The sequence below is a fragment of the Novosphingobium sp. 11B genome, assembly GCF_054589055.1.
Window position 1 is genome coordinate 13960 of sequence record NZ_BAAILP010000147.1, and the last position, 26427, is coordinate 40386.

Sequence of the window (26427 nt, forward strand, 5' to 3'; positions counted from 1 at the left end):
CACCGCTGTCGACCACGGCGGCGCGGCCACCCTTGGTCGCGGCCTGGGCGATCGCTTCGCAGTACAGGCGCACGGCGCGGCTGGCGTCGTCGTTACCCGGGATCGGGAACGCGATGCCGTTCGGGTTGACGTTGGTGTCGAGCACGGCGACGACCGGGATGCCGAGGACGTTGGCTTCCTTGATCGCCAGCTCTTCCTTGTTGGCGTCGATCACGAACATCACGTCCGGGATGCCGCCCATGTCGCGGATACCGCCGAGCGACAGCTCGAGCTTGTCACGCTCGCGGGTCAGCTGAAGGACTTCCTTCTTGGTCAAACCGGCGGTGTCGCCAGCCAGCTGCTCTTCAAGAGCCTTGAAGCGCTTGATCGAACCCGAGATGGTCTTCCAGTTGGTGAGCATGCCGCCCAGCCAGCGGTGGTTGACGTAGTGCTGGCCGCAAGCGCGGGCTGCCTGAGCGATCGGCTCCTGCGCCTGGCGCTTGGTGCCGACGAAGAGGACCTTGCCACCGGCCTGGACGGTCGACTGCACGAATTCCAGAGCGCGCGCGAAGAGCGGCACGGTCTGCGACAGGTCGATGATGTGGATGCCATTGCGCGCGCCGAAGATGTACGGCTTCATGCGCGGGTTCCAGCGGTGGGTCTGGTGACCAAAGTGCGCGCCGGCTTCGATGAGCTGCGACATGGTGACGACAGGTGCCGCCATAGTAGAATTCCTTTCCGGTTGAACCTCTGGAAGGCAGGAACCGCGCGGAAGTCTTTCGACTCTGGCCGCAACAGCACCGGTATGTGCGCCTTCCATGTGGATTGCCCGCTTCGAGTCGCACCGGACGATCCGGGCAATCTCTTAACGAACGCGGCGCGCTTAGACGCCTTCGCCATCAAAATCCAGCCCCAATTCGCCGCAAACGTTTGTCAGTTCACCGTCAAAATGGCCGATTCGCACACGATTCAAGGACTTGAACAGGAACTCGCCGCGCCTGACGGTTTTCTCAAGGCAAAGCTGGTGATAAGTTGGCTAACGTAGCAAACATCTCAAATTGCACAGGTTTCGCGCCAAAGGAGGCGTCAAGAGGACGGGGTGGGGCGAAACCGGAATAAGAAGGTCGCTCGCACATGACTATCATTGCATCCATCCTGTTTGCGCTCGCTGCCGCAGCGGCCGCGCTCACAATCTGGAAAAGCCTGACCACCGCCCTACCCGCCGTGCGCGCGATGCACGCAGCGCTTTGCGACAGCGCGGCACCGCCGCCGATCCATGCAAAGACGCTGCAGACCCGGACGGACGGAAAGGCCCGGTTACCCCGTAGGCCACGGCGCCAGCAGCACCCCAAGCCCGTCACCCATCGCCTGCATCACTATCCGCATCGCAATCACGCAGTGTGAAAGGGCATCGCGACGCGAATTTCAAAAAGCGCTTGACTCGGATAGAACAAAAAGAGAACTAACGGTCATCGGAACATTGTTAGAACAGATTCTCTTTTTCCACAAGCTGTCCACAGCCCTCTACCGACTTCAGGCGAGGGGAGCGGGCGAAGATTCGAAAGGAACGGTCATGACTGCATTCGCCGCCTGTCTCTTTGCCTTCGCCGCGATGGCTTCGGCATTCTCGATCCTGGTGACGATCAGCCGCTATGCGCCGCAGGCCCTGACCTTCCGGGAACAGCTCGCTGCGTGCCCCGGGACGATAGTTGTGACGTGGAAGGTGATCGAACGCGTGGAACTGCCCGCGCTCGGCGCGCTCAGGAAGCGGCCGATCCGTCGTACTGCGGCGCGGCTGGAGTGGCCGGGTACGGCATCGATGGACCTTGCCGCCTGACCTTGGCGTAAGTGACAAGGCCGACCGGGATCAACAGCAGATATACGATGGTCACGACCGCAAGCGTGAACCAGGGCTCGATCAGCAGGGCTGCCATCGTCAGGCCAACCAGTGCAAGGACGCCAAGTCGCAGATGCGGCGGCGGACGCATCCGCGACCAAGCGAGCGTCGGAATGCTCGAAATCATCAGGAAGGCCACCAGTACCATCCACCCGCTCACGATAATCGGGTTGGCGAACTCGGGCATGCGTCCGCTCGCTACCCACAGATAGAGCGGCAGGAACGTGAGTCCGGCGCCGAGCGGGGCAGGAACGCCGGTCAGGAACCCGGCATCCTTGTGCGGCTGGTCGAGCATGTCGAGCCGCGCATTGAAGCGCGCGAGCCGCAGCACGCAGCAGATCGCAAAGGCCAGCGAGGCGATCCAGCCCATGCTGGGAAGCTGGTGCAACGTCCACAAGTAGACGATCAGCGCCGGTGCGACGCCGAAGGAAATCGAATCGGCAAGGCTGTCGAGTTCGGCCCCGAAGCGCGTCTGCGCCTTGAGCAATCGCGCGGCGCGCCCGTCGATGCCGTCGAGCAGACCAGCGAGAATGACTGCCTGCACAGCCTTTTCGTAATCTCCGGCAATGGCGAAACGAATGCCGGTCAGACCGGAGCAGAGCGCCGCAGCGGTGATAGCATTGGGCACCACTGCACGCATCGAAAGGCCGGGAGCCAGACGCCGGCGCGGTGCGTCGCCGGGAGCTTCGTCCAGATCGCTGCCCGGCAGATCGTCGATCACTGGGCAATGCCCTCGATCAGCGGCGCGCTGCCGAGTTCCGCAAGCACAGTTTCACCCGCAACGATCTTCTGACCCATGAGGACTTTCGGCTCGACGCCAACCGGCAGGTAGACGTCCACGCGGCTGCCGAATCGGATCAGGCCGATGCGCTGGCCGGAAGCGATGATGTCGCCCGGCTTCACGAACGGCACAATGCGACGCGCAACCAGTCCGGCAATCTGCGTGAAGCAGATGCGCAGGCCATCGCCGCGTTCGACGAGGATGTGCTGGCGCTCGTTCTCTTCGCTCGCCTTGTCGAGATCGGCATTCACGAACTTGCCGGGAATGTAGATCACCCGCTTGATCGTTCCGCTGATCGGCGAGCGATTGATGTGAACGTCGAACACCGACATGAAGATCGAGATGCGGGTGACCAGATCGGTCGGCATCGGCGCATTGCCGCTTCCATCATCCATGGTCAGTTCGCGCGGCGGCGAGACTTTGCCGATCAGCGTGACAAGGCCGTCGGCAGGCGCGACGATGGCGCGCTCGTCCTGCGGCGTGACGCGGATCGGATCACGGAAGAACGCCAGCACGCAGACCGTCAGGACCGCCAGCGGCCAGCCGAACCACGGTCCCCACAGTATCCAGACAATCGCAGCGACGACGCCCGCGATGGCGCCGAACTTGCGACCTTCCTTGTGAATGGCGGGCCATTGCCACGACGCTTCGCCGCGACCTTGATTATCTAGAATGTTTCCGGGCATCGTTCTCGTCTAGCCAGTGTGCACGTGTACCGCAATGCCACCACGCGCCCGTTGTTCCCTGTCCACGGGAAAGCGCGGGTAGAACCCGCTCGCCGCGAACCACGATCTTTCGTAGACCGCAGCCATACGGGAACGGAGCCTCGCACCGAGAGACATCTATTTTTCTATGTGAAAACCCTGAACGGGACCGGCGCTCATTCGCCGGGTCAGCTGGTGGTGGACAGGGCTGGATTGCCGATCAGCCCGAATAAACCGCAGAAAACCGTGGACTCATAGCTCCCATTGTGGGCATTTGTGTAGCACCATTGTCGGCGCCTCTCAACCGCCCACGACGGAGGAAGCCTAACGATTCTTCAGCGAAGTTTTCCGCCACTTTTAATCATTCGACAGTATCGGTATCTAATCCGGGCGGTGACGCGATTTTCCGTCCCGCGCGCTAAAATGATTGGCAGAGAAGTTGACTACGAACGAACGGATAGGTCACATCCTAGTCGCCTTGCCAATAGCACACGTTCTCGGAGCCTCTTTGTTTCTGTGGAGCTACTGCCTTGGTTTTGGCGCGAACCTCATTGCACATGCTAAGGTGGCCGATCTGTTTTCTGTGTCTATCGGGGATATGGTAAGGGCTTACATATTTTCACTTTTCGTGCCGATAGCTTTCACGTCATACCGACTAACTTCCAGATACCCTTACGCTATAAGCAGGGCTGCGGCGCTGACCGACCCGGAAGAGAGGACGAGGGCTGAAAACTCTAATCAGAGAGCACGCACGATCATCCTTCGCATGGTCTACGGCATGGCGGCACTTGTCTCCAGCATGGTGATCTACCAAGCCGCATACGGATACAGGATCAACCTCGTTGCACTCTACATTGGGGTTTTGCCTGCGATCCTAGCAAGTGTCATGCTGTTCTCCGAGCGAGCCGGATTAGCTGCGATGCAGTTCGAGGTGATCTCGACCGTAGCAGTATTTTGTGGATCACTGTTCTTTCAGGGAATCACGGAGGGTGATTCCGACCGCCATAGATCGTACGAGTACGCCTCCAAGCATTACACGATGTGCAACAGAGCGGCGATTGTCCGGAGCTTTTCGGAAAATTTTTTGGCCGTCCTTCCCGGCGACCGCAAAGCCCTAATCTCTGGCGACTGCAAGGTGAAATACCGTGTCAGTGCTCCAACGGCTGAGAGGAGAGCGCCTTCTGCAGCCCCCGCTAAGCCTACCCGAAAGACTCCCCTTGAAGCCGGTTCAGGCACGGCGGGCTTGCTGCCCGAAAAAAGCAGGGCAAAGCACGAGCGCGGGCTTACGCAACCCGCTTCTCCGCCCTCTGGATCGCCGCACGGCTGACACTATACTCCTTAGCCAAGGCCCCTAGAGATACCCCAGCGGCGCGGCGCGCCCTAACCTCGCCCTGCTGCTCCTGCGTGAGAGCCGATGGTCTCCCAAGGGTCTTGCCCTCAGCTTTAGCGCGGCTCAGGCCCGCTTGCGTCCGCTCGATAAGAAGGTCCCGCTCAAACTCCGCCACGGCAGACAGAACGCCCATAGTCATCTTTCCGGCGGCGCTGGTCAGATCGACGCCACCAAGGGCTAGGCAATGCACCCGCACCCCTTCTGCTGCCAGCCGTTCAACGGTCGCCCTAACGTCCATGGCGTTGCGGCCAAGGCGGTCCAGCTTCGTGACGATAAGGACGTCTCCCTCCTCCATCCGATCGACAAGGCGGGAGAACCCTACTCGCTCCATAGCGGCCACCGAACCGGAGACGGTCTCCTCCACAACGCGCTTAGGCTCCACGCTGAACCCCGCAGCAGCAATCTCACGGACCTGGTTGTCCGTGGTCTGGTCGGCAGTGCTGACGCGGCAGTAGGCAAAGGTGCGGGTCATCGGTGAAGCCTCTGTAACGAAAACGTGGCTCGATATATGCGGTGGATCGGAATGTCCGTCAAGCTAATTTCCGATACAGCTAATGGAACTGTATCGTAATCGCTCGTTTTCGAGCCAGTGCGCTCCCTGCCGGATACGGCTAGATGCAACAGCTCATCGCGCAAAAGACTCGGCTGGACTCAAAGCATTCGCGCTTGTGGAACCATCACCTTCTCACGACAAACCGTTCCGCTACAGCGACGAAGCGCGGCAGTCGCGTAACAGGGAAATCAGCTCACCGTGATCCACACAAACATTTCACCCGCGATCCATGATACGCCAGAGCAGGCCGCCCGCCGGGATTTCAACCGACGCACCATCGGCTTGGACAGCAATGAATGCCACGGCCACAAAGCGCGGCGCCGCATAAACCTTTTGGTCTTCGGCATCGACACCGCCGGGGCCATTTTCTACCCCTACCCGGCAGCAGAACTCTCGCGAGAAGAAGCGATGAAGCGCATCCGCGAGATGAACCTGGAGGATCAGGCCGCCGCCAAGCGTGAAAGTGCGCGGCGACGCGCTGAGGGCCTGCCGCAGTACACTCGCAACTAGGGGTTGGAGCGCAGATGGGAGGCTCCCCCGGATCAACCGAAAGAGCCTCCGCCCACTCACCTCTTTACCGCTCGGGGCGGGAACGTCTGCGAGAACCACAAGTCTAGCCGCCGCTCAGCGCTCTCCATGTAGCCTTTGACCCTGTCGGGCGGGACATTGCCTCGGCCCAGCTCGGTTCGGACCTCATCCAGCTTTGAGCGGATCAATCCACGGGCTGATTGCGTATCCATCCCACGGGGGAGCCGAACCTTCCCGAGCTGACCGCCGTAGGCGTCTTCCCAGCCGTCGAGGTCGTCGCCTGCGCCCTGATACTCGGGCCCCTTCTGGCGAAGCGTCTGCAACTGGCTAAGCTCCCCGTGGACGCTCTGCATCAAGGCTTGGCGCAACTCGGGGTCGGACTCCCGAGAGACTGCCGCCGTCAGTTTCCCTACGGTCTCGGTGATAGTCGCACGACCTGCATAGACAGGACCAAGCAGCGAACCGACCCGGCTCCGTAGGTAAGACTCTTTGCTCTCGCGCTGATCTTCCCGGGCCCACGCCACCGCCTGACGAGCATCCGACCTCGCTTGTCGGGTGTCCCCATCTATGATGTTGAGGAGCTGCATCCCTTGCTGCGGGGACACGGCTCCGGCCCGGACTTTGGCCTGAACCTCGGCCTTGGTTGGATAGTTGCCCTCCGCTCCCGTGAGCCGAGCTATAAGCTGCGACAGGTTCCCGGCCTGGTCCTCCGAGCGCCGCCGCTCTGCCTCAGCCTCCGCCCTTTGACTGTATGTGCGGCGGAACTCTTGGAGGTGGAGGACTTGCCCCGGGGACAGGGCTAGCGGCCCCTCAAGAGGCGTGATGGTCGAGACCTCCCCTCCCGAGTCTTCCCCCGACCCCGCACTCCCGAAAGCGCTGCCCAACGCTTCCGAGGTCGGGAGGGCCGCGCGCGCGCGCTGAGCGAAGTAGTCCGAGGGCGAGACCTTCCTGCCGTCGACCTCCATGGTCATGTGGACGTGAGGCCCGGTCGACTTGCCGGTGTTGCCCGAGAGCCCGAGCTGAGCCCCGGCTTCGACGCGCTGGCCGACCTGAACCTCTCGCGAGGACAGATGGGCGAAGCCGACGATAGCGCCGTTATCGAGGCGGACGCGGACCTGATTACCACCCCGAGCATTCCGCATCGACGAGATAACCTCACCGCCGAGGGGCGACGTGATCGGCGTACCGACAGGGACCGGGAAGTCCTCGCCGTTGTGCGAGCTGCCGCCGCTTCGGGCATCGCCCATCTTGCCGGTGCGCTTTCCCGCGGTGAACCCTTGGAAGGGCTGCAGGAGACCGGTGGTCGGAGCTGTCCCCTCTTTGGCGAGCTGAGCCTCATGTCGGCTGTGCAAAGCCATAGCATAAGCCGTCGCTTCTTCAGGTGTTTTGAAGGTGCCGAAGTTCTCGCCGGTCTTGCGGAAGTGCTCGATCGCTGCCTCGTCGGAAACGACCTTGTCGTCTACCACGGTGGGGATCAGAACCTCGCCTTCGTCCGTACCGATGCTCATCGTCCGCACGGTCGAGACACTACCGTCCGAGTTCTTCACTCGGTAGCGAATGGCCTCTGACAGGTTGCCCGGGATGAGCGGCTTTGGGAGATCGTCCGTTGGACGGCCGGAACCGCGCTGTGCCCAGCCAAGAAGTCCGTCGATCATGCGCAGGCCCGCTTGCGGGTCGGATTGCTGAGCTTCTCCGGCAGCAGCTTCCACGGCCTGCATCAGCGTTTCCACGGCGGCGCGGCGATCAACCGAGGGAAGGAGGCGGGCGAACTCGTCAGCGGGGTCGATTTGCTGGCCCGCTTTCAGCTTCCCGATCACAGCAGTCGCCATGTTCGACAGGCTCTCTTCGCCCATGCGCTTGCGGATCAGGCTAGCGGCCTGAGGCAGGAGGACGCCGCGCACCTGCCCCATCTGCGTGGCGAAATGGCGAGCCGCTGCCGGAGAGCCGAAGTCTCGAAGGTTTCCCTCCTCGTCCACAGCAAAGGCTCGGTTCTGCTGTTCGAGGAACTCGGCCACCTCCGCCTCGCGCTTGGCAGGATCGGGGTCGGTCTGCCCTTGGATGAGCTGTTGCACCCCCTGCTCCATAGCGCTCTGCCGCGTCGCCCAATCAGCATCGCCACGCTGCCACAGGACACCCGCCTGATATGCCTTGGACTCCTGCTGTTTGGCTGGATCGACCAATCCCGCTGCCGCTGCCTCCGCACCTTCAGCCTGGTCGGCCTCAGCCTGCTTGGCGGCCCTGCCTTCCTGATACTGCTGGAAATCGGACGCAGCTTCTCGGACCATGCCGAGGGCGCGCATGAGTTCACCTGCTCCGCCGTCTCCCCGACTGGCGTTCCGCATATCCTGAAGGAAGCGGGCGGGAGGAGCTTCGGTGCTCTGGCGGGAGAACATGCGATTGCGTCCGCTAGTCGCGCGGGGTTGCTGCGTGGGACGTGCTTGGACTTGGGAAAGATCGGAGGCCATGTGAGTGGTTCCTTGGGGCTGGTGCGGGCCGCCTGGTGTTGCGGCTGGCGAGGAGTGAGGATTGAGGGGGTGCCCGTCGCTCGGCCCACCTCTTTTCCCGCTAGGGTGGTCCTGCCAGCGTAGGGCGGGGAGGAGGCGACAGACGGCCCACGGTCGTCCCTGAGGCACCCCCGGCGGGGGGAAGCGGCGGCAGCCGTCGATAGCGCTTCCCGCTTCGGAAATTTTTACCGAAACTAAAGGGCCTGCCTGGGGAGCAGGAGTGCTCAAGGTGGCGACCCGGCGGAGAGTTACCGGGCCGCCCTTGACCTCCGCCACCGCTGACGAAAACCGGGACTAGTGGCCCCGCCTAAAGCTGCGAGGGCCACCGCGATCAGAGGACGTACACCGCCTCGATAGCCACCCGTAGGCGGTTGGAGAGCGCTTCGGGATTCTCTCCGTGTGACGGTCGCACTTCGATGTTGAAGGCGTCCGCTAGGGCGCTTTTGCCAGCCGACGTTAAGCGAATGTATCGGCGTCTACCGTCACAAGGGTCTACTTCCTGCGACAGCCACCCCAAGCCGGGGCGGGTGACCACGTAGTCAGGGCGTTTGCGCGGCTCGGTCATAAAAACCTTGTAGGTCGAGTGGAGCGTCCGCCGGACGGCTGGCGCAAAGTCATCGCGCAGTTGAACGAACGTGCTCGGCTTCCCGAGTAAATCGTCACGGGCCGCGGCGAGGAAGAAAGCGATTTGCGCGGGGGTCGTTCTTGGCGGCACCTGTGCAGAAATCCGAACCAAGCAGCTCAACCAACTACCAGGCAGGTCGGCTTTTCGCGGAGGCGCGTTGTCGTTAGCGGCTTCAACCGATATTCCGGCTGGCTTGCGGTGCGGCAGTGTCTCAGGATAAATGGCCATAGATCCTCTCTTGCGGTGGCGGGAGAGGGAGAAGACCTGCTGCCTCAGTGCTGCATGAATGCTCCCTTCCTCAATGGTGAGGGGCAATCAGGAGGGAGGAATGGAGGGGTATCGATCTACGTACCATCCTAAGGACCACTTAAGGATAACCTAAGGTTACTTCCTTCCATGTATCCTTCCCCCAAGGGTGAGTGGAAATTGAAGGCGGGACGATTGCCGCGCTTTCCGCCTGTGTTTCTGCCGCGCTGTATTCGCCACCGGAGGTCAACTCGGCCCCGACCTTGGAAGCCAAGCCGTGCATCGCGGAGGCAGGCAGGCGGGGGTCGAAGAGGCCGAGCCGATCGACGGCAGCCTGCGCGGTGACCCACGGCGGCAGGGGGCCAAGCTCGGCGTCCTTAGGCGCGGGCAATGCCATTGCCGAAACCAGCCGGTCCAGCTTCGCATGGAGCGAAGCAATCTCCGACCGGGCATCGAAAAAGTCCTGTGGGATCGCTTCGGGCGTGCCGGCTTCGACATGGGCGGTCGCCATCTTCAGAGCGGCTTGCTCCATCTGAATGAAGTAGCGGCGAGTCGCTCGGCCAACCTCTGTCCGCTCGACCATGGCTAACTCTTTCGCCATCCCAATAGTGAGATGATAATCTTTCCGAGGGCGACCACGGGTTTTACTCAGCAGTGAGTGAAAGTCTTCCCCATCTTGGAAGTCATACTCATCGAGACGTCGGCTTATCCAGTCGTTGAAGCGAACCTTCGGCTTAAGCCACTCATGCAGGCTCCTCGCGTCGATCATAGGCGTCCCGTTATGCTCGACGGGAGGTGGTCAGGAGGTAGTCCTTACGGGGCCTGCCTCCGGTCCTTTTTTCCGTTTCGGGAAAATAGTCGCGCCCTTCGCCAAACTCATAGTCGTCCATCACCTTTCGGAACCAGCTCGGGATCGGTCGACCGTTCGCGAGCCATCCATGCAGGCTTTCCGCGTCGATCATAGACCTTCCGTCCTTCTCGATGGCGGGGAGGGACTGCCGGTAATTCGCAAAGCTATGCCGGAGACAACCGCGAGCGTGGGGGCTAGCTGCTGCCGGTCGAAGCACCCGCCCGTGCCCAGCTTTCAGCGCGACAATGCACCGCCGCTTTTCGCAGGAGCTTCAGCACACGCATCTTTGCTTGCCACTGGCCGGTGTTCTCGAAGAGCTTGCTCACGGACGCGACCCGGCACGGCGGCAACGCCTTACCGACCTCCTTCAGCACCGCCGTTATTGTGCTTCCTGCGGCAGCAACATGCTCGGAATTGAAGGGGTCGTAATCGGGCCCGGAAGTCCGGGAGGCAATCCTGTCAAACTCCGCCGCAAGAGCCCTACACAGGAAATTCAGTTCTTGGCGGAGCTGGAGCAGGCGGGCAGGCGTCACTATCGTCATGGAATTCTCCTTGGCGTGGCCCGCGCATATCGCAGGTGTTCACTAGACCAATGGTGAGGCCCAATCGAATGGCGCAGAATGCCGCTGGAAGCCCGCAGAGCGCGTCTACGCCCTCCAGCAAGGAATGGCCTATCTTCCAGAGTCGACGCCTGAGGCGGCCTCCCCGGCGATTTAAGAAGGTGAAGCTCTAAGCGAACGCTTCACAGAAAACGTGACGGCCCTGCTCCGTTAACCGCAGCAGCTTTCGCCGCCCGTCCTTCGGATCGGCCTCGGCGGTCAGCCAACCAAGCCCCCGCGCCTTGCAATCGTAATCGGATCGCTTGCGGGGCTCGTCGAGGAAGACCTTGTATGTCGTGTGCAGGCTGCGGCTCACGTAAGGCCCGACCTCTTCCTGTAGTTCGGTTAAAGTCGACGGGTCGTCATTGAGGTCGTGCATGGCTGCCGTGAGGAAGAACATGAGCTGAGCGGTTGTACAGCGCTCCGGCAGGGTTTCCGCGATCTTCTGCAAGGAGGACAGCAGGATGGCGTTGAGCGCAACGGCGTTGCCGCCCCTGCCGAGGGCTGGCCCCCTGCTTACTGCGCTGCCGTGGACCACTCTACCTCCTTGAATCACTGGAATGGGCATAGAGAACGACGCCCGGCCCGCGATGCAGCAGCGGGAATGGCCCTGACACGACCTCTAGCCCAGGTCCCCGTGTCGTGTGAAGCCGCATCGAACTACGTGGGCACTCATAAGCCCCCAAATCCGATAGAATTCTCCGCCCGGGCCTTCCACGATCCGCCCCGCTTCGTCGGCGGCCTGCCGCCCCTCTAGCGCCGCACCGCGTTGCCGCAGCCTGCGCGCCGACCGCCCTGCGCGTGGTGCAGGATGAGGATTCTGAAGTAACCCGCATCCGGCATTACTCAGTCCCCCTCCGTAGGTGGGACAGATCGATGCCAGGATAGTGCAGTTTCGACATTGCCGCCTGCTTCTGGCGGGCAGTAACGCCCTCTCCATAGATGCGGCTTGATCCGGGCTCCGTTCGGCGCGCAAGGGCGAGCGACGTCCTCTCGGGTAATTCAGCCGCCCGCAGCCGGTCTTCAAAGTTATGACGGAAAGAGTGCATCCCCAGCTTTCGCCCGGTCATCCCCAACGCTTTGACCTTTTGGCTAAACCGCTCCCCGAGCTTCGCACCAACCTGCCCGCGCGCGTTTGACGTCCCCTCAGGGAACAGCAGGACCTCACCGTCATCCCGCCGCCCCTCGACGTAGGCTAGGAATCCCAACGCCAGCATTTCAGGGTGAACCGGGATCGACCCGCGCGACCCCTCGGTCTTCAGTCCCTTCCCTTCATAAGGTCGGACGTGGATCAGCGGGATACCTTCGTCGATGGTGACGTCTTCCACACGAAGGCCGGCCGCTTCGCCATTCCGTAAGCCATGAAACAGGCAGAGCAGCGGCACCCAATAATCGCCCGCCCTGCCCCGCGCCGCTTCCCACGGCCCGACCCAACACCCCAAGCTGAATAGTTCCTGCAACTGAGCAGCGGTGAAAGGGTCGCGCCGGTCCTCGTCCGCTACCGGGTCGTGAACTGAAAGAGCCTTGAACGGACTGGACGCAATCCACTGCTCCCGCACAGCCCAATTAAAAACTGAGGCAATGTGCAGGAGGTAGCCATCGTTGATTGTCTTGGGCGAAAGCGTCGGCAAGCCTAGCTTGCGAGCTCGATCGGCGGCCTGCGGCATGGTCAGGCCGTCCAGTTCCCTCCTTTTGCCCGGCATGGTCGGAAGCCGCTGCAGTAGCTCTACGATGCCTCTGGCGTCCTCGCGCGTGATACTAGACACCCCGCGACGGCCAAACACGTCACGCAGGACGCGGAAGACAGGAACCACGGCTTTCTTAGACGACCCGCTCCACCCCGCCGCTTTGTCGGCTTCGTAGGCGGCTAACAGATCGTCTATGGTTCGCTCCGGCGATGCGGCTGGTTCATCCGGGAAGTCCCACAGAGAACGGGCCGTAGGAACACGCTCTTGGTGCCCTTCGAGCATCGCAAGCCTATCCTCCTGCAATGCAACAAAAACCTGCATCAGCCTCGAATGTACGCGGTCCCATCCCTCCGAATCATCAGGCAGGCTCACCCCCTCCCGCGCGACAAGAGTACGAGCGGCAGCCATAACGGGGCTGAAATCAAGCCGTCCGGCCAGTCGCCGTGCCGAAGCCGCCTGAGACCTAGCGAAAGAGACAAGCTCCTGCTGTTCGAGGGGCTCGACCCGACGCCGCACCACACTAGACGGAAGCCCTGTGCGGTAAAACTCAGCGGCTATGCGCCGCACCTGTAGCTCCGTCAGTTCGGTCACTGGCGCTGAAGCGATCTTAGACCGTGCTTCCGCAACCCGCCGCTCATACTCTGCCGCGATCAGGACAAGCTGCTGTTGCGCCTTGGACCGCTCCTCCTCGCCCGTGGAGGCGTTGAACTCGCCCGGAAGAATCGCTGCAACATCGGTCGGCCAGCGCTTTCGCACTTGCCACTTGGCGGAGCCTTTGCGCCGGGAGAGTTTGAACACCGCTTCCATGCCTTCCGTGTAGCGCTTTTGTGTAGCACTCGGAAGCTGGCCAGCCAGGTTTTCTGCGGTTCTCAATCAGTTGAGAGCTGGTGGTGGACAGGGCTGGTGTGGGACTTTTCCGCCGTTTCATAGACTTGGTTTGGCGAACCACAATTCCTGACCCACGGCTTTCTGCCGAGTCCCGAAGCCTTTGGCGAACCTCGACAATGTTCCATTACGGCTCGCGCATTCAATTGCGTGGGCCTTTTTTGTTCTGCTACCCGGGCACTCATGTCGCTGATTCTTGCCGCCGCCTGCATTGCCTCCGTTCACGATGGTGACACCGTCCGCCTATGTTCCGGGGAACGGGTTCGCCTCGCCGGCATCGATGCTCCGGAATGCAAGGATCTCCGAGATGCACCGCGAGAAACCGCACGCGCCTTGCCGCATCAAAAAAACCCAGCTTGGTGTGATGCTCAGCTCGGCCGCGACAGCCGCGACGCATTGCGTACCTTTCTAGGAAGCGGGAATGCGAAGATCCAGCGAACTGGGACTGATCGCTACGGCCGAACTCTCGCAACGGTTTACGTGAACGGCCGAGACGCTGGCCAATACCTGATTGCGCGCGGCTTGGCGAAGCCCTGGCGTTGATCCCCTTCCGCTATTTCTACCTGGTCGACATTGAAACGGAGGAGCCGCTCGCGCTCTTCTCGGCGGATCATTGTCGCGGCGGCCGAGAGCTTCACCACCTCGAAGCGCGGATCCGTGTTGACCATGACGTCGATGACATCACCAGCGGGATTGCATTGAGAGACAGCGCGTACGCGCCTCTCCCGTCAGATCAGGCGCTGCGTATCATGCGAAACGAGCGCGATCGGCGCATCCCTCAGCGCTGATCGCTGCCGCGCACTGTTGCGCACAGATCCGCACAGTCCAAGCCGCGACCTCCCGACAGTTATATCCCCGGCATCGATGCACCAAAAATCCGCAGTCCTCCGTTGAGGGTCTGGGGTAACAGGGGGTATCTCGCAACCACCTAACATTCCTAACATTTCTGTAATTTCAAACGGTTACGTCCTAATATATTCCTAATATTGTTATAATCAGATTATATGTAAGTAGGGCAATATTAGCAGTTTAAAAAAACGTTAGTTTTCAATGATATAAGGTCTAGCGCCAAAAAATATTATGTCCGATTAGGGCGGAGACCTAATCTGGAAAGCCGCAGATTTCCCCGAGGTTTGAGCGCTATTTCCCAGCAGATTAGGAATATTAGGCCGTTGCAAGGTATGGGGGTGTTGCAGGCTGCGCCGCCCCCTCCCCCAGATGCACAATTATCGTTGAAGAAGGAGCAAGCGAGGCGTGGGGGCAAGCGCGTTTGGCTGTGAGGCAGAGTTGCCTCGTTGCGCGTCCGCGTAATATTGTTACGTGGAAAAATAAGTTCCCTGATGGGTAATATTGTTCCTTGGGTGGATAATTTAAATGCTTGGAGTTGCGCTACGCGCGATTCGCGGACGAAGGGCGCGATCGTTACCTTGCGCCCTTCTCGTAGGTAAGGATTTCAGGACTTAGCTTTCTGTCCGGCAGAAGAGCTTAGGCGCAGGCCGATGTGACAAACGCAATCGGCTGAGACTAGCGAGATGGGAATTTGTTATGTCCGGCGCCGAATGCGGCAAGCTGACTTGCTGCCGCGACCAAACCAATATCCAACCGGAGTCTACGAATGCTCGGCGTTACACCATCCACACCAGCGCTTGAAGATATGGCCGGAGCATTAGGCCAGCCCGCAGTCTTAGCGTCTTTAGTCGCTGGGATCGTCGCTATCGTAGTTCTTGCTGTTAACTCGCGCATCGCAGCCAAGCTTCACCATTCGAAGTTGGCTGCGGATCAAGCCGCCGCAAAAGAGAAATTTGAGTTCGACAAGTCGCTTGCAGAACGAAAATTCGAGTTGGACCGAGATCTTAATAACTGGAAGCGAAGCTCAGATTTCGCGGAAACTGCTTTACGCGAGTTCTATGAGGCCCGAAGTGTAATGATAGAAATTCGGTCCCCAGGATCATTCTCAGATGAAAATTCCGACCGCATCGGCCGTGATAAAGAAAGGCAAGAAGAGCGCGATCTTCGTGACACTTATTATCCATATCTTCGAAGAATGCATGAAAATCAGAATTTCTTCAACAATCTCTACTCCAAGCGCTATAGGGCAGCTGCCTTATTTGGCGTCGCTGCAATGCAGCCATTTAACGATATTCATGCGGCGATGGTGAAGGTTGGCGTCGCTGCAATGATGCTTGGCGCTCAAAAATATGATCAGTTCGACAACAGTCTTCGGGATAAGCTCGAGCTAGATATATGGCTTAATAGCCATGCGAATGATGAAATTCTTAAAAAATTCGATAGAGCTATAAATGAAGCGGAGAATATCTTTCGGCCGGCTATTACTGGTTACCCTAGCGCGACTAATCAGGAAGAGCCGGCTGGAAGGATCTGAAAGCCGTCGCCAACTTGGCGCACTATCGATCTGTCCGCGCAGATGTAGTCCGCAAAGGCGAGAACGGGCGCGCCGAACCACGCATTCATCCGAAGCATTCGGCGCGCGATCGGCACGATCTCGGTGATGTAGTACCCGTCGCGGGCCTCGCTGACCTTGCCGAACCCGCCATTGTTCTGCGGGATGATCCCGATCAGCTGCGGCGGCGTGCGGTGAGCTGCGAGCATGTCATCGCGGCTGATGCCCTTTACCGCGGAGAATTCATCCTTCGCGGTAACGTCGGCGATCGGCATGATCTGGATGCCGTCCTTCTTCCCGTTCGGGATATAGACCAGCATGTTCTTGAAGTTGCCGACACCCTTGGCGGACTTGAGCTTTTCCTCGAGCTTGTCGACGGTCTCCTGATCGGCCAGCGCGTCACTGACGTAGAACACGAAGCCCGCGTGCGCGCCGTTCAGATAATAGCGGCGGCGGAAGAGGGTGGCATTCTCAGCCAGAAGCCCAGACTGTAGCGCTGAAAGCCATTCCGGGACGCCATAAATCTCCTGCGCGACGTCGGGCTGCTGCAGATGAAAAACGCGCCCTGGCATGAACCTGTGCTCCTTCCCGGCCGCGTAGTTCACGAACCAGTAGACGTCCTGGTCGACACCTGCCCGGGTATGGATCGCAGGCGTATGCTCGGCGCGGGCCGTGCGCCCGGCGACGTTCGGAACGTCCTCGAGGTAGCCGTTGCCCATCTGCAGGAAATCGAGCGCGAATCGTTCAAAGGCGTCTGCGGAAAGCTCGCGCGTTGGCAATTGCTGCGAGATGAGCAAATTCACCTTGAGCGCGATAGCGCTGCGATGGTGCGGGCTCATGTTGAACGCCTGCGCCAGCTTGCCCATCGGCATCGGCGGCTCATACCAGCGGCCGTTGTGCCAGGTCTCGAAATAGCTGCTCAGCTCGCGCCGATCGAGTACGCTTTCCGGATCGCCGAACGAGAAGAAAGACGCGTCCGCCGGGTGTTTGACGGCAGACGCACTTACGGTCTCGACCACTTCGGTTGATAGGGCATCGGTCATGGAAGTGGCTCCTGTCAGTCTAGGAAACGGATCGTGCCGCCGGCGCCCTGGCTGGCGCTGCCTGCATCGAGCGGCTCATTGGAAAGTGCATTGAGAAGCGCCCATGCGATATCGGCGTGGCCGATCTCACCGTTGCGCTTGGCGACGTAGGTGACGCCCTTCTTGCTGCCGGTCAGCGCCGGGCGAATCGCCATGAGCGCCTGCATGAGGTCGCTCCAACCCGAATCGAACTCGATTCGCTGGTGACGGAAGATGTTCTGGCCCTTGATGACCAGCGCCGTCTTGCTCGCCACCGAGTATTCGATTTTGCGAGCAAGGGGGAACCAGTTGCGCACGTGCTCCCACACGGCCAAACCATGGCCGGTCGTGTCGATCGCAATGTCGGTGACGCGGTACCGCGCCGCGATCTTGCGGATAGCGTCGGCTTGCCCCGCGAAATCCAGCCCATTGAGCCGGATCTTCTCCAGGACGCGGAACTTGCCCCGGCCGGCCTGCTCGGGCGGCGCAACGACAATAAGCGCGGCATCGTCGCGGCCCTGCTTGTTCGGGTCGTATCCGATCCACACCGGCTTGTCCCCGAACGGACGTGCGCCGGGAATGTCGATGAGCGCGGGGCGGAAGTCGCGCCACTTGAGGAAGCTGTCCACCCGCGCCGGCGCAAGACGGGCATAAGGGAAGCTGCTCTCAGAATCGTCGACGTCTTCGCATTCGAAGAGGTTCCGGAACGCCTCCTCGGAATACTCCTGCCGCAGATTATCGACGTTGACTCGCTTGCCGAGACCCATGGCCACGGCATCATGGATGGTCATCAGCTGCTGCCAGCTGCCGTCCGGCATGATTGCGCCGCGCCGCAGATTTTTGTGGCTGATGTCGAAGGGCTTCTGATCCCCCTTCGCGCGGCCGAGGTTCCATGATTCGCCGGACCACCAGGCGTAGCTGTCATGCGTCTTCGTCGAGGGCGTCGAGAAATACGTCTTCTTGTAGATCTCGTGGGTCGCCATGCCGCTGGCGACGCGGTTCAGCTCATCGAAGCCGTGGACCCACGCATATTCGTCGAAGTAGAAGTCGCCGCTCTCGCCCTGCGCTGTGGCCGAGTTGGTGGACAGGAAGTAGAAGCCGACCGGATCCAGCGATGGGCCGGTGGCGTTGCCCTCATCATCGTCGGGATACTGCCCGACGAAGTCGAGCATGATGATCTTGCCTTTGAGCTCGACCCCGGTGACGCGGCGCACCCACCCGGTGATCTCACGGCGGAACTTGAGCGCCTGGCGCTCGGATGCGGACAGAAATATCTGGTTGCGCGGCGCTTCCTCGACCTCGAGCTTGTCTTTGCCCGCGCCGTTGATGATCGCCTCGGCGACCTTGGCCAGCGCCTCGCGAGCGAAATACCACGTTGCACCGACCTGACGGGCCTTGCGGATCTTGCGGACGCGCTGGTCGCGCTGTGCCCACCACAATTCCTGGTATTCGAAATTGCGATCGTGGAAGTCGTCGAGCAGCGCCTGCCACTGATCGAGCGTCAGGAAATTCTTGCGCTTCTCCGCGCGCTTGGCCTTGGCCTCGCCGTTGTTCCGGTTGGCGACGTTGGGGTTGAGGTCACCTTCCTTCCCGGTCTCGTTGTACTTGTTGATGCGCGCGGCCCGCTCGAGCTGGCGCATTAAGAAATCGACCCGCTTCATGTCCCCTTCGGTGAACGGGTCCTTGTCGAGAAGGTTGGCGATCTTCACCTCGACCCGGTCGACGATCACGGTAACGGGCTGCGCCTGGTCCCACCCTTCGCGGCGGCACCAGCTTGCGAGGGTGTTATAGTTCACCCCCAGCTCGTCCTCGATCTCGTTGAGTGGCCACCCGCGCCAGTACAGCGAGCGCGCCTCGCGCTTGAGCGCACGGCCGACCTGCCGACTGATCGTCGGGTCCGCTTCGCGCTCAGCCGAGGGGGTAAATTGGGCCATGGGGATGCCATGCACCGCGGACACCCCCCTCTGGCGATGGCCTGCGCTGGTAGAAGCCAGCGTTACCGCGCCCGCGCGTTGCAAGATTGCCGCCGGTCGGGCCTGAACACGTCATCAGACGCCGGGCGCCGCAACCGCCCTTCTTAGGACCGAACGCGGAGCCGCCCCATGAAGACCAAGTCCTTCCTCCTCGCCACCGCCGGCTCGACCGTCGATGGCCGCACCATCGACGACAAGATGCTGAAGGAAATGGCCGACAGCTACGACCCGAAGACTTACGGAGCCCGGCTCAACATCGAGCACCTGCGCGGCTTCACCGGCGATGGCCCTTTCCGCTCCTACGGTGACGTGCTCGAGCTTTCGACCGCTGAAGTTGAGGTCAACTTCAACGGCAAGAAGGAAAAGCGCCTCGGCCTCTACGGCGTGTTCGACGTCATGGACGATGCCAAGCAGCTCAACGACGCGGGCCAGAAGGTCTATCCGTCGATCGAGATCGAGCCCAATTTCGGCGGCAAGGGTTTCGCCTACATGATGGGCTGCGCGCTGACCGACAGCCCGGCCTCGATCGCCACCGAGCGTCTGCAGTTCAACCGTTCGCTTCCCGGCGTTCTTAAGGTCCCCGGCGAGGAATCCGCGCTTCTCGAATTCGCCGAGACAGGCAGCGGCGATGCCAGCGACAGCTTCCTGACCAAGCTCGGCGCGGTGCTGGACGGTGCCTTCGCCAAGTTCAGCGGCGGAAAGACCGAGGAAAAGCCGCAGGGCAACACCGAGACGAAGGAACCTGCGTCGCAAGGCTTCGACTTCGCCGCCCTGAAGCAGCTCTTCGCCGATCACGGCAAGGCGATCTCGGACGAGGTCGGCGCGCTGCGGACCGAGTTTCGCAGCGAGGTGGACGCGCTAGGCGTGAAGTTCGCCAAGCTCGAGAAGGAAAAGGAGGACACCCCCTCCGAGCAGTACAACCGCCGGCCGCAATCGAACGGCAATTCCGGTCGCTACGCCGGCGTCTTCTAAGCCGCGCCCTCACCGCCCGCCCCGCACCCTTCAAGCAGGACCATCATCATGGGTTACAATCTCTCCGTTCGCGGCCGTGAACATCTGGACGGCCTTTTCACGGCCATCGGCAATGCCAACGGCGCGCGCGACGTCAGCCGCGAATTCGCCCTCGCACCCACCAGCGAGCAGCGTCTCGAGGATCTGCAGCGTGAACAGGTCGGCTTCCTCGACCGTATCAACATCATCGGCGTTCGCGATCTGATCGGCCAGGTCATTGGCATGGGTGCCAACAACATGATCGCAAGCCGCCGCTCGCGCGCCAACCTGCCCCGCCGTCCGCAGTATGTGGGCCGCCTCCAGGACCGCGACTTTAAGCTCGAAACCACCCTGTTCGACAGCTGGCTGCCGTGGGAGCTGGTTGATGCCTGGTCAAAGTTCGATGACTTTGCCCAGCGCTATGCCAAGCACGTCGCTACGTCCGTGGGCCTGAGCCGCATCATGGTGGGCTGGCACGGTATCACCGCTGCGGCGGATACCGATCCGGAAGACAACCCGCTTGGCGAAGACGTCAACATCGGTTGGCTGCAGAAGCTGCGGCTTGAAAAGCCCGACCACGTCATGGGCCGCGCCACCGTAACCGCCGGCGGCGTCACCACGGCTACCGGCGCCGCTGCACCGATCTACATCGGCGCCGGGTCCGATCACGAAGACGGCGACTACAAGAACATCGACGCGCTGGCATACGACCTCATCGGCGGTATGCCCAGCTGGGCGCGCAGTTCGACTGATCATGTCGTGGTCGTCAGCCAGGACCTGGTGGACGAGAAGTACTTCCCGATGGTCAACCGCCCGCTGGCAGACACGATCGACGGCGGCCGGTCCACCAGTGACGAAACGGTCTCCGACATCGTCATGTCGGCGCGCCAGATCGGCGGGCGTCCGGCGGCCATCGTCCCCTTCTTCCCGGAAGGCACGATGCTGGTCACTCCGCTCAAGAACCTGTCGATCTACTACCAGGAAGGCTCGCGCCGCCGGTACATCAAGGATGAGCCGGAGAACATGGCGCAGCTGGTCGACTACAACTCGGTCAACGAGGGCTACGTGTTCGAGGACACTGACTTTGCGGTTTTGGCCGAGAACATCACCTTCGGCGCCCGTCCGTAATACCCGAGGGCGAACGGTGGGACCTGTCATCCGGGATGGCACCACCCAGCCAACGCATAGCGGGAGAGGCTTCGGCCAGCGTCCCGCGCCCGCCGCCGGATAGAGCGGGCACCCCATCATTCACAGGAGAGCCCCGCATGGTCAGCCCCTTCCGACGTCACCAGCAGATGGTTCGCGGCCTCAAAAGCGCGGGCCCCAACCACGTCAGCCAGCGCACCGAAGCCGCCCCGCCCGCCCTCGATACCGAGACCGTCGCGGGCAAGGAATACGCGGCCCTGCGCGTGCTGCTGCACGACAACCTGCGCCAGCTCGCCGACACCGCGTCGATCGAGGCGCGCAACCCGATGAAGGCGGAGTTCGCCAAAGCCTTCTCGCCATGGATCGAAGGCGTTCTGCAGGTAGGCGAGCAGGGCCACGCGGTGCAGGACGAGATTGTCGTTACCAACATGGTGTGGGCGATCGACTACCGCGACATCGACTACGCGCTGCGCATCGGCGCGCACGTGCTCAAGTTCAACGTGGTCATGCCCGAGCGCTACAGCCGGACGGCCGCGTGCTTCCTTGCCGAAGACATCGCCACGGTTGCGCTCAACCAGCACGAACTGGTGACGCTCGAGCAGCTGCTGCAGGTCCTGACGCTGGTCGACGGCTACGACATGCCTGATCCGGCGAAGGCGAAGCTGTACAAGGCTATCGGCCGGGGGTTCCGCCGTAAGGCCGACGCCTTCGACCCCAGCGCGGACAATGCGCCCGCTGGCGGCAAGGCGGCCTTTACTGCGGAAGCCCTCGCCCATGCCAAGCGTGCGCTCGAGCTGGACAAGGACGTCGGCGTGAAAACCGAAATCAAGGAACTGGAGCGCCAGCTCGCCAAGCTGTCGGCAGAGGCCGGCGGTGACCAGTCAACAACCGGAGAACCGAAATGAGCCTTCGCCGTCCCCTTTCGCGCGTCCTGTGCACCGCCATGTGCCTGCTTGCCGCACCCGTGTTCGCCGCCTTCCTGACGATCATGAACGTCATCACGGCGCCGGTGATCTCGCCGATCGCCGTGCTGACCCGATCCCAGCCCCGCTCCATTTTCGAGACCAGGCGCGCCGGCCTCGCCTGAGGCCGCCGCCACCGATGTGCCCCACGGCGCTCGGGGGGCGGACGGGACGATCGCGAGCCGCCTGCGGTCTTTCGGTCCGACCGTCCCCACCCCCCGACATCGTGGCAGAAGGAACCGCCCATGACTGGCTTGTCGATCTCATTCCCGGCCCCAAGCGCTGACCCCGCGAATGCCGAGGTTGTGGCCGATGGGTGGTTCCCTCCTGTGAAGCTCCTGGTTGCCCGCGAGATACCGCGCCTCGGCGAAGGTGTCGTACCCACTGCCCGACTGATCGGCGCCATGGAAGGCGCGATGCTCACCGCCTTTCGCCTTCTAGGCGCATGGCGCAGCAAACATGCGAGCGCCGGCATCACTTCACTCGCAGGCACCACGTCCCTGACGCTCAACAACAAGAACCGGGCAGTCGCACTGTGGGAGCGGATCATCATCTATTACGCGGCGGCCGAGCTGCAGGGGCAATACCGCGACGTCTCTGCAACCGATGATGGTCTCGACCGCGCTGCAGAGAAGGTGCTGACGGCCGATGATTCGCGCCGCATCGCGCATGCCGCCGTCGCGGACCTGCTCAGCATCGGCGCAGAGACGCCTGTTACCCGCAACCGCGTAGAGCTGATCTGATGGCCAGCGCGGTCGCGCTCGAGGGTGACACGGTCGATGCCGTCTGCTGGCGCGAGCTTGGACGAACGCAGGGAGTGACCGAACAGGTACTCGATCTCAACCCGGGCATTGCCGCACTCGGCCCACGCCTGCCTGCCGGCACCGTGCTCACCCTTCCCGAACTGTCGGCCGCCGCACCTGCCGTTCTCGAAACCGTAAAGCTGTGGGACTGACGCGGTGCGCAAACTCGAAACCCTGACACAGGCGATCTTTGCCGCGCTTCCCGAACTCAAGAACGATCCGGACCGCATAAGGATCTGGATCGAACGGGGCTCTGCCCGGTCAACGCAAACGCAGAGCCGTGGCCTCTCGTTCGCATTCCAGGCCAACGTCCTAGTCACCGAGATGGCCAGCGACATCACCGTACTGTTCCTCGCGATCTTCGAGTGGGCCCGGGTCAACCAGCCCGAGCTGATGATGCCGAACTCCGGCGAGATCGGCTTCGATGCCGACATCCTCGACAACTCGACGGCGGACATTCTCCTGCAACTGCAGCTTGACCAGACTGTCGGTGCCGTGATCGCGCAGGACGGCGGGTACACGCTGCAGTACCAAGGCGAACCGGACCCGTTCGACCCGGCGATCATGAGCATCATCGCACCGGACGAAGCACCGCCGCTCAAGGGCGTTACGGTGGTCGAAGATACCCCGCCTTGGGAGGTGTGAAGCGGTGGCTGAGGACCTCAGCGAGTTCAACGAATGGTTTGGCCGGATCCTTGCCGGCCTTTCGCCCTCTGATCGGCGAAGGGCCGCGCTGAAACTCGGCCAGGAGCTTCGCCGTGCCAATCTCCAGCGCGTCGCGGACAACGTCGAGCCCGATGGGCGGGGTATGGAGCCACGCAAGCCTCGCCTCGATCGCCGCGGCAAAATCCGCAAGCGCAGTTCCGGCAAGATGTTCAAAGGCCTGCGGCGGCTGCGCAACTGGAAGATCGACGCCGACGCGGACGGTGTGGAGGTTCGCCCCGCGTCCGGAAGCGTCGATCGGGTGGCCGCAGTCAGCCAGTTTGGCGAGGTGGATACAGTGGGGCGCTTGCGCGATGGCCGCTCTGTTCGCTACCGCTATCCCACACGGCGCATCCTCGGTTTCAACCCCGACGACGAGCGCATCGCGATGGAAATAGCGGCCTCGCTCCTGCATCCGGAAGACTGAGCGGGTAGAGTTCGCCTCTACCCCGGCAACACCTACCGCGCGCGCACGAAGCTGGCCCATGCACACAGGCATGGTCGGATCCATTGCCTCCTCCCCCGCCGTTGATCTCTCGACGCTGCCGCCGCCGGTCCTGGTCGCCCAGCCGGATTTCGAGACGCGTCTCGCGGGCAAGCTCGCGCGTCTGATCACGCAGATGCCGTCGTTCTCGGCGCTCGTGGAGAGCGACCCGGCGATGATGCTGCTGCAGGCCGACACCTATGACGAGTTGGTTCTCGCGCAGGCGGTGAACGACGCGGCACGGAGCTTTCTTCTTGCCTTCGCAGCCGGCGCTAACCTCGATCACCTCGGCGCGCTGATGGACGTGCGACGCCTAGTCCTCTCACCGGCGAGCGGCAGCGTCGCCGCCGTCTTGGAAGGGGACACCGCCTACCGGCAGCGCATCCAGCTCGCGCCTCATCGCTTCTCGGTTGCCGGCCCCGAACTGGCCTATGTTTTTCATGCTCGCTCAGCGCACGGCAATGTAGCCGACGTAAAGGCGTACGCTCCCAAGCCTGCGGACATCAGGACGCTGGTTCTAAAGCTTCTCGCGGACTACGCTGCCGCGCCCGAGCTGATCGCAGCCATGACCGACGCGCTGGACGACGCGGACTGGCCAGGCGATGTGAAGATAGCCGTTCTTTCCTCGATCGGTACGGGCGTGCCCAGCACCGAAGTACTCGCCGCCGTGGACGCTGCCCTGCAAGGCCCGGTTCGGCCAATGACGGACAACGTCTCGGTGCAGCCCGCCGAACAGGTCGATTTCGCGATTGAGGCCCGGCTCTGGGTTTTCGCCGGCCCTGATCAGGGCCTTATCCTTTCGACAGCCAACGCATCGCTCGACGCGCATCTTGCCGAGATCCGCAAGCTCGACCGTGACGCCGCGCGCTCGGCGATCATCGCAGCGCTTCATGTCGGCAACGTCCAACGCGTGGAACTACTGCAGCCTGCAGCGGACGTGGTGGTGGACTGGTATCAGGTCGGCAACCCGATTTCGCGTTCGGTCACCATTGCGGGCACCGAGCTGTGAGCCTGCTGCCCTTCAACTCCACACCCGCCGAACTCGCCCTTGAGGATGCGATGCTGTCCCGCATCGACTTCTCGGCGGTCGGTACGGAATGGAACCCGGCGACGTGTGACCCCGAGGCGCTGCCATTCCTCGCTTGGGGCCTCGCAATCAGCCACTGGGACACCTCATGGACAGAGGCCGAGAAGCGCGCAGCGGTCGCGGATGCAATGCGCTTCCACAAACGCAAGGGCACACGGGCGGCTGTCGAGCAGGTTCTTGCGCGGTTTCACCCGCTGCTCACCATCACTGAAGGATGGGAGGTCGATCCGCCCCGACCGGCGCACACTTTCGAAGTACGCGCGCCGTCCGACATCCCGGTCGATTTTCTGACGCCGGAAACCGCGCAGGCCATCATCCGCGATGTCGCCGCTGCCAAGCCGCTTCGTTCCCACTTTGATTTTGTCCAGGTGATGGAAGCCCAAGGGACGCTGTTCATGGCCGCAGGCGGCATGGGCGGTTCCATGTTCCGCGCGGACTACGCGCCCGAACATGACGCGAGCCGCGACTGGAATGCTGTCTTCCAGACCGAAAATGGCGAACCGATCCGCACCGAGGATGGCCTCGATTTTCTGGAGACCGACTGATGGCCGTCCTTGCACTCAAGCTGACAGATGCCGGGCTCGCCGCTGTCCAGGGCGCCGCTGGTTCCGACCCGGTGACGCTGTCGCACCTTGGCCTCACGACGACGCCGTTCGACTACGCCCCAACGCTCATCACCCTGCCCGGCGAATTCAAGCGTTTGCCGGTGACGTCCGGTATGGCCGCAGCGCCGAACATCACTCACCTGACGGTCTATGACACGTCCGACGAAGCCTGGTCCGCAACGGGTCTTGGCATCTACATGGAAGATGGCGCGCTTTTCGCCGTGTACACCTCCGACGAACCGATCCAGTCGAAGTCGTCTCTCGCCTTTGCATTGCTCGTCTTCGACATCGCATTCCAAGCGGACGTTGCTGAGAACATCGAGTTCGGCAATGCGGTCTTCGCCTATCCGCCTGCCACGGAAGAGGGTCGAGGGGTGGCGAGAATCGCCCCGCAGTCGCGCGTGGATGCCAGCGAGGACGGTGAGGACGACGCGCAGACGATCGTGACACCAAAGACGCTGCGGAAGCGCATGACGGCCATCCTCGCGGCGATCGACGCGGAGGTTGACGCGCGCGTCGCTGGCGATGATGCGTTGGAAGCGCTGCTGCCCCCCATCGTAGCAGAAACCACCGCCGCAGCTATCCTAGCCAAGCTGATCGGCGTCGATGGCCATGGTTCCTTGCTTGATGCCGATCTGCTCGATGGCTTTCACGGTTCTTCGTATGACCGCATCGTGGAGAGCAGCCTGACCGAGATCGGTGGCTACGAGGTCTATGCATCGGGCAAGAAGACAACGTGGACGACCTTCCAGGTGGCGGAAAACTCTGTCGTCACCTTCAACCTGCCGACGCCGCACAATGCGTGGGTTAACCCATCGCTCGGCATTAGTTCGGTTCAGGGCAATACCTCGATTCAGGACAACACCGGCATTTCGGCCATCCTGCGCGACGGCAATGGTGCACCGATCGCACTGCAAATCTGGAACGCTGACGATCGCACCGTGACGGTGTGGATCCGCACGATCGGCGTTTGAAGGATCCTCT

General features: G+C 61.9%; 32 protein-coding genes. 19 read left to right on the forward strand and 13 right to left on the reverse strand.

The window, feature by feature from the left end:
* Positions 1-703, reverse strand: a 703-nt coding sequence (rpsB, locus tag ACYPYD_RS13575) for a 30S ribosomal protein S2 (RefSeq protein WP_459663606.1), incomplete at its 3' end; no start/stop codon positions are given.
* A gap of 18 nt (positions 704-721) precedes the next feature.
* Between rpsB and ACYPYD_RS13580 the strand changes: the two genes are divergently transcribed.
* From ACYPYD_RS13580 to ACYPYD_RS13590, 3 genes are all read left to right on the forward strand, one after another.
* Positions 722-1024: a hypothetical protein gene (locus ACYPYD_RS13580; protein ID WP_172704997.1), complete on the forward strand. Its 303-nt coding sequence runs from the start codon at positions 722-724 to the stop codon at positions 1022-1024.
* Positions 1025-1113: 89 nt separating this feature from the next.
* Entirely contained in the window at positions 1114-1383 is a 270-nt protein-coding gene (locus ACYPYD_RS13585) for a hypothetical protein (RefSeq protein ID WP_008829174.1), read from the forward strand.
* A 169-nt stretch (positions 1384-1552) separates the two neighbouring features.
* A complete protein-coding gene (locus ACYPYD_RS13590; protein ID WP_459663608.1) occupies positions 1553-1816 on the forward strand; it encodes a hypothetical protein in 264 nt (87 codons plus the stop codon).
* Here ACYPYD_RS13590 and ACYPYD_RS13595 read toward each other — a convergent pair.
* Positions 1740-2516 (reverse strand): CDP-alcohol phosphatidyltransferase family protein, encoded by a 777-nt coding sequence (locus ACYPYD_RS13595; RefSeq protein WP_459663739.1) that lies wholly within the window; start codon positions 2514-2516, stop codon positions 1740-1742. The two genes, ACYPYD_RS13590 and ACYPYD_RS13595, sit on opposite strands and share 77 nt — an antisense overlap.
* A 77-nt stretch (positions 2517-2593) precedes the next feature.
* A complete protein-coding gene (locus ACYPYD_RS13600) occupies positions 2594-3343 on the reverse strand; it encodes a phosphatidylserine decarboxylase (protein ID WP_008829171.1) in 750 nt (249 codons plus the stop codon).
* Between the two features lie 457 nt (positions 3344-3800).
* Here ACYPYD_RS13600 and ACYPYD_RS13605 point away from each other — a divergent pair, with 457 nt between their 5' ends.
* Positions 3801-4688 carry a hypothetical protein gene (locus ACYPYD_RS13605; protein WP_459663610.1) on the forward strand — a complete coding sequence of 296 codons (888 nt, stop codon included), beginning with the start codon at positions 3801-3803 and terminating at the stop codon, positions 4686-4688.
* Here ACYPYD_RS13605 and ACYPYD_RS13610 read toward each other — a convergent pair.
* Positions 4645-5223: a recombinase family protein gene (locus ACYPYD_RS13610; protein ID WP_459663612.1), complete on the reverse strand. Its 579-nt coding sequence runs from the start codon at positions 5221-5223 to the stop codon at positions 4645-4647. The genes ACYPYD_RS13605 and ACYPYD_RS13610 overlap by 44 nt on opposite strands.
* Before the next feature lie 279 nt (positions 5224-5502).
* On the opposite strand from ACYPYD_RS13610, the gene ACYPYD_RS13615 reads away from it, so the two are divergent.
* Complete coding sequence (locus tag ACYPYD_RS13615) at positions 5503-5814, forward strand: hypothetical protein (RefSeq protein ID WP_459663614.1); 312 nt, start codon at positions 5503-5505, stop codon at positions 5812-5814.
* A 56-nt stretch (positions 5815-5870) separates the two neighbouring features.
* Here the strand turns inward: ACYPYD_RS13615 and ACYPYD_RS13620 are convergent, their stop codons facing one another.
* The 7 genes from ACYPYD_RS13620 to ACYPYD_RS13650 form a co-directional block, all read right to left on the reverse strand.
* A complete protein-coding gene (locus tag ACYPYD_RS13620) occupies positions 5871-8132 on the reverse strand; it encodes a M23 family metallopeptidase (protein ID WP_459663616.1) in 2262 nt (753 codons plus the stop codon).
* A gap of 535 nt (positions 8133-8667) precedes the next feature.
* A complete protein-coding gene (locus ACYPYD_RS13625) occupies positions 8668-9189 on the reverse strand; it encodes a hypothetical protein (protein WP_459663618.1) in 522 nt (173 codons plus the stop codon).
* 139 nt (positions 9190-9328) lie between these two features.
* A complete protein-coding gene (locus ACYPYD_RS13630; protein ID WP_459663620.1) occupies positions 9329-9976 on the reverse strand; it encodes an antA/AntB antirepressor family protein in 648 nt (215 codons plus the stop codon).
* Positions 9977-9986: 10 nt separating this feature from the next.
* Positions 9987-10169, reverse strand: a complete 183-nt coding sequence (locus ACYPYD_RS13635) for an antA/AntB antirepressor family protein (protein WP_459663622.1) — start codon at positions 10167-10169, stop codon at positions 9987-9989.
* Positions 10170-10251: 82 nt separating this feature from the next.
* The gene (locus ACYPYD_RS13640) at positions 10252-10599 is read right to left on the reverse strand and encodes a hypothetical protein (RefSeq protein ID WP_459663624.1); all 348 of its coding nucleotides are present in this window, start codon (positions 10597-10599) and stop codon (positions 10252-10254) included.
* Between the two features lie 187 nt (positions 10600-10786).
* On the reverse strand, positions 10787-11194 hold the full coding sequence (locus ACYPYD_RS13645) for a hypothetical protein (protein ID WP_459663626.1): 408 nt from the start codon (positions 11192-11194) through the stop codon (positions 10787-10789).
* 304 nt (positions 11195-11498) lie between these two features.
* Positions 11499-13151, reverse strand: coding sequence for a site-specific integrase (locus ACYPYD_RS13650; protein WP_459663628.1), 1653 nt, complete (start codon positions 13149-13151; stop codon positions 11499-11501).
* 261 nt (positions 13152-13412) lie between these two features.
* Here ACYPYD_RS13650 and ACYPYD_RS13655 point away from each other — a divergent pair, with 261 nt between their 5' ends.
* The 3 genes from ACYPYD_RS13655 (at position 13413) to ACYPYD_RS13665 (ending at position 15612) form a co-directional block, all read left to right on the forward strand.
* Entirely contained in the window at positions 13413-13772 is a 360-nt protein-coding gene (locus ACYPYD_RS13655; protein ID WP_459663630.1) for a thermonuclease family protein, read from the forward strand.
* Positions 13769-14017 carry a hypothetical protein gene (locus ACYPYD_RS13660; protein ID WP_459663631.1) on the forward strand — a complete coding sequence of 83 codons (249 nt, stop codon included), beginning with the start codon at positions 13769-13771 and terminating at the stop codon, positions 14015-14017. Before ACYPYD_RS13655 ends, ACYPYD_RS13660 begins: the two co-directional genes overlap by 4 nt.
* A gap of 827 nt (positions 14018-14844) precedes the next feature.
* Positions 14845-15612 (forward strand): hypothetical protein, encoded by a 768-nt coding sequence (locus ACYPYD_RS13665; protein WP_459663633.1) that lies wholly within the window; start codon positions 14845-14847, stop codon positions 15610-15612.
* Here the strand turns inward: ACYPYD_RS13665 and ACYPYD_RS13670 are convergent.
* Positions 15585-16673, reverse strand: a complete 1089-nt coding sequence (locus ACYPYD_RS13670) for a phage portal protein (RefSeq protein WP_459663635.1) — start codon at positions 16671-16673, stop codon at positions 15585-15587. The two genes, ACYPYD_RS13665 and ACYPYD_RS13670, sit on opposite strands and share 28 nt — an antisense overlap.
* 14 nt (positions 16674-16687) lie before the next feature.
* On the reverse strand, positions 16688-18625 hold the full coding sequence (locus tag ACYPYD_RS13675; protein WP_459663637.1) for a terminase large subunit domain-containing protein: 1938 nt from the start codon (positions 18623-18625) through the stop codon (positions 16688-16690).
* Between the two features lie 168 nt (positions 18626-18793).
* Here ACYPYD_RS13675 and ACYPYD_RS13680 point away from each other — a divergent pair, with 168 nt between their 5' ends.
* The 11 genes from ACYPYD_RS13680 (at position 18794) to ACYPYD_RS13730 (ending at position 26417) form a co-directional block, all read left to right on the forward strand.
* A complete protein-coding gene (locus ACYPYD_RS13680) occupies positions 18794-19636 on the forward strand; it encodes a GPO family capsid scaffolding protein (RefSeq protein ID WP_459663639.1) in 843 nt (280 codons plus the stop codon).
* A 48-nt stretch (positions 19637-19684) separates the two neighbouring features.
* Positions 19685-20782 carry a phage major capsid protein, P2 family gene (locus tag ACYPYD_RS13685; RefSeq protein WP_459663641.1) on the forward strand — a complete coding sequence of 366 codons (1098 nt, stop codon included), beginning with the start codon at positions 19685-19687 and terminating at the stop codon, positions 20780-20782.
* A gap of 137 nt (positions 20783-20919) precedes the next feature.
* Positions 20920-21705, forward strand: coding sequence for a phage terminase small subunit (gene gpM, locus ACYPYD_RS13690; RefSeq protein ID WP_459663643.1), 786 nt, complete (start codon positions 20920-20922; stop codon positions 21703-21705).
* Positions 21702-21887: a hypothetical protein gene (locus tag ACYPYD_RS13695; protein WP_459663645.1), complete on the forward strand. Its 186-nt coding sequence runs from the start codon at positions 21702-21704 to the stop codon at positions 21885-21887. Before gpM ends, ACYPYD_RS13695 begins: the two co-directional genes overlap by 4 nt.
* A 120-nt stretch (positions 21888-22007) precedes the next feature.
* Positions 22008-22505, forward strand: coding sequence for a head completion/stabilization protein (locus ACYPYD_RS13700; RefSeq protein WP_459663647.1), 498 nt, complete (start codon positions 22008-22010; stop codon positions 22503-22505).
* Complete coding sequence (locus ACYPYD_RS13705) at positions 22505-22717, forward strand: tail protein X (protein ID WP_459663649.1); 213 nt, start codon at positions 22505-22507, stop codon at positions 22715-22717. Before ACYPYD_RS13700 ends, ACYPYD_RS13705 begins: the two co-directional genes overlap by 1 nt.
* Positions 22718-22721: 4 nt before the next feature.
* Entirely contained in the window at positions 22722-23210 is a 489-nt protein-coding gene (locus tag ACYPYD_RS13710; RefSeq protein WP_459663651.1) for a phage tail protein, read from the forward strand.
* Positions 23211-23214: 4 nt separating this feature from the next.
* Positions 23215-23694 (forward strand): phage virion morphogenesis protein, encoded by a 480-nt coding sequence (locus tag ACYPYD_RS13715; RefSeq protein WP_459663652.1) that lies wholly within the window; start codon positions 23215-23217, stop codon positions 23692-23694.
* 70 nt (positions 23695-23764) lie between these two features.
* Positions 23765-24760, forward strand: coding sequence for a baseplate assembly protein (locus ACYPYD_RS13720; protein ID WP_459663654.1), 996 nt, complete (start codon positions 23765-23767; stop codon positions 24758-24760).
* Complete coding sequence (locus ACYPYD_RS13725; protein WP_459663656.1) at positions 24757-25383, forward strand: phage tail protein I; 627 nt, start codon at positions 24757-24759, stop codon at positions 25381-25383. The genes ACYPYD_RS13720 and ACYPYD_RS13725 overlap by 4 nt, the downstream gene beginning before the upstream one ends.
* On the forward strand, positions 25383-26417 hold the full coding sequence (locus tag ACYPYD_RS13730; RefSeq protein WP_459663657.1) for a hypothetical protein: 1035 nt from the start codon (positions 25383-25385) through the stop codon (positions 26415-26417). Before ACYPYD_RS13725 ends, ACYPYD_RS13730 begins: the two co-directional genes overlap by 1 nt.
* The last annotated feature ends 10 nt before the right edge of the window (positions 26418-26427 follow it).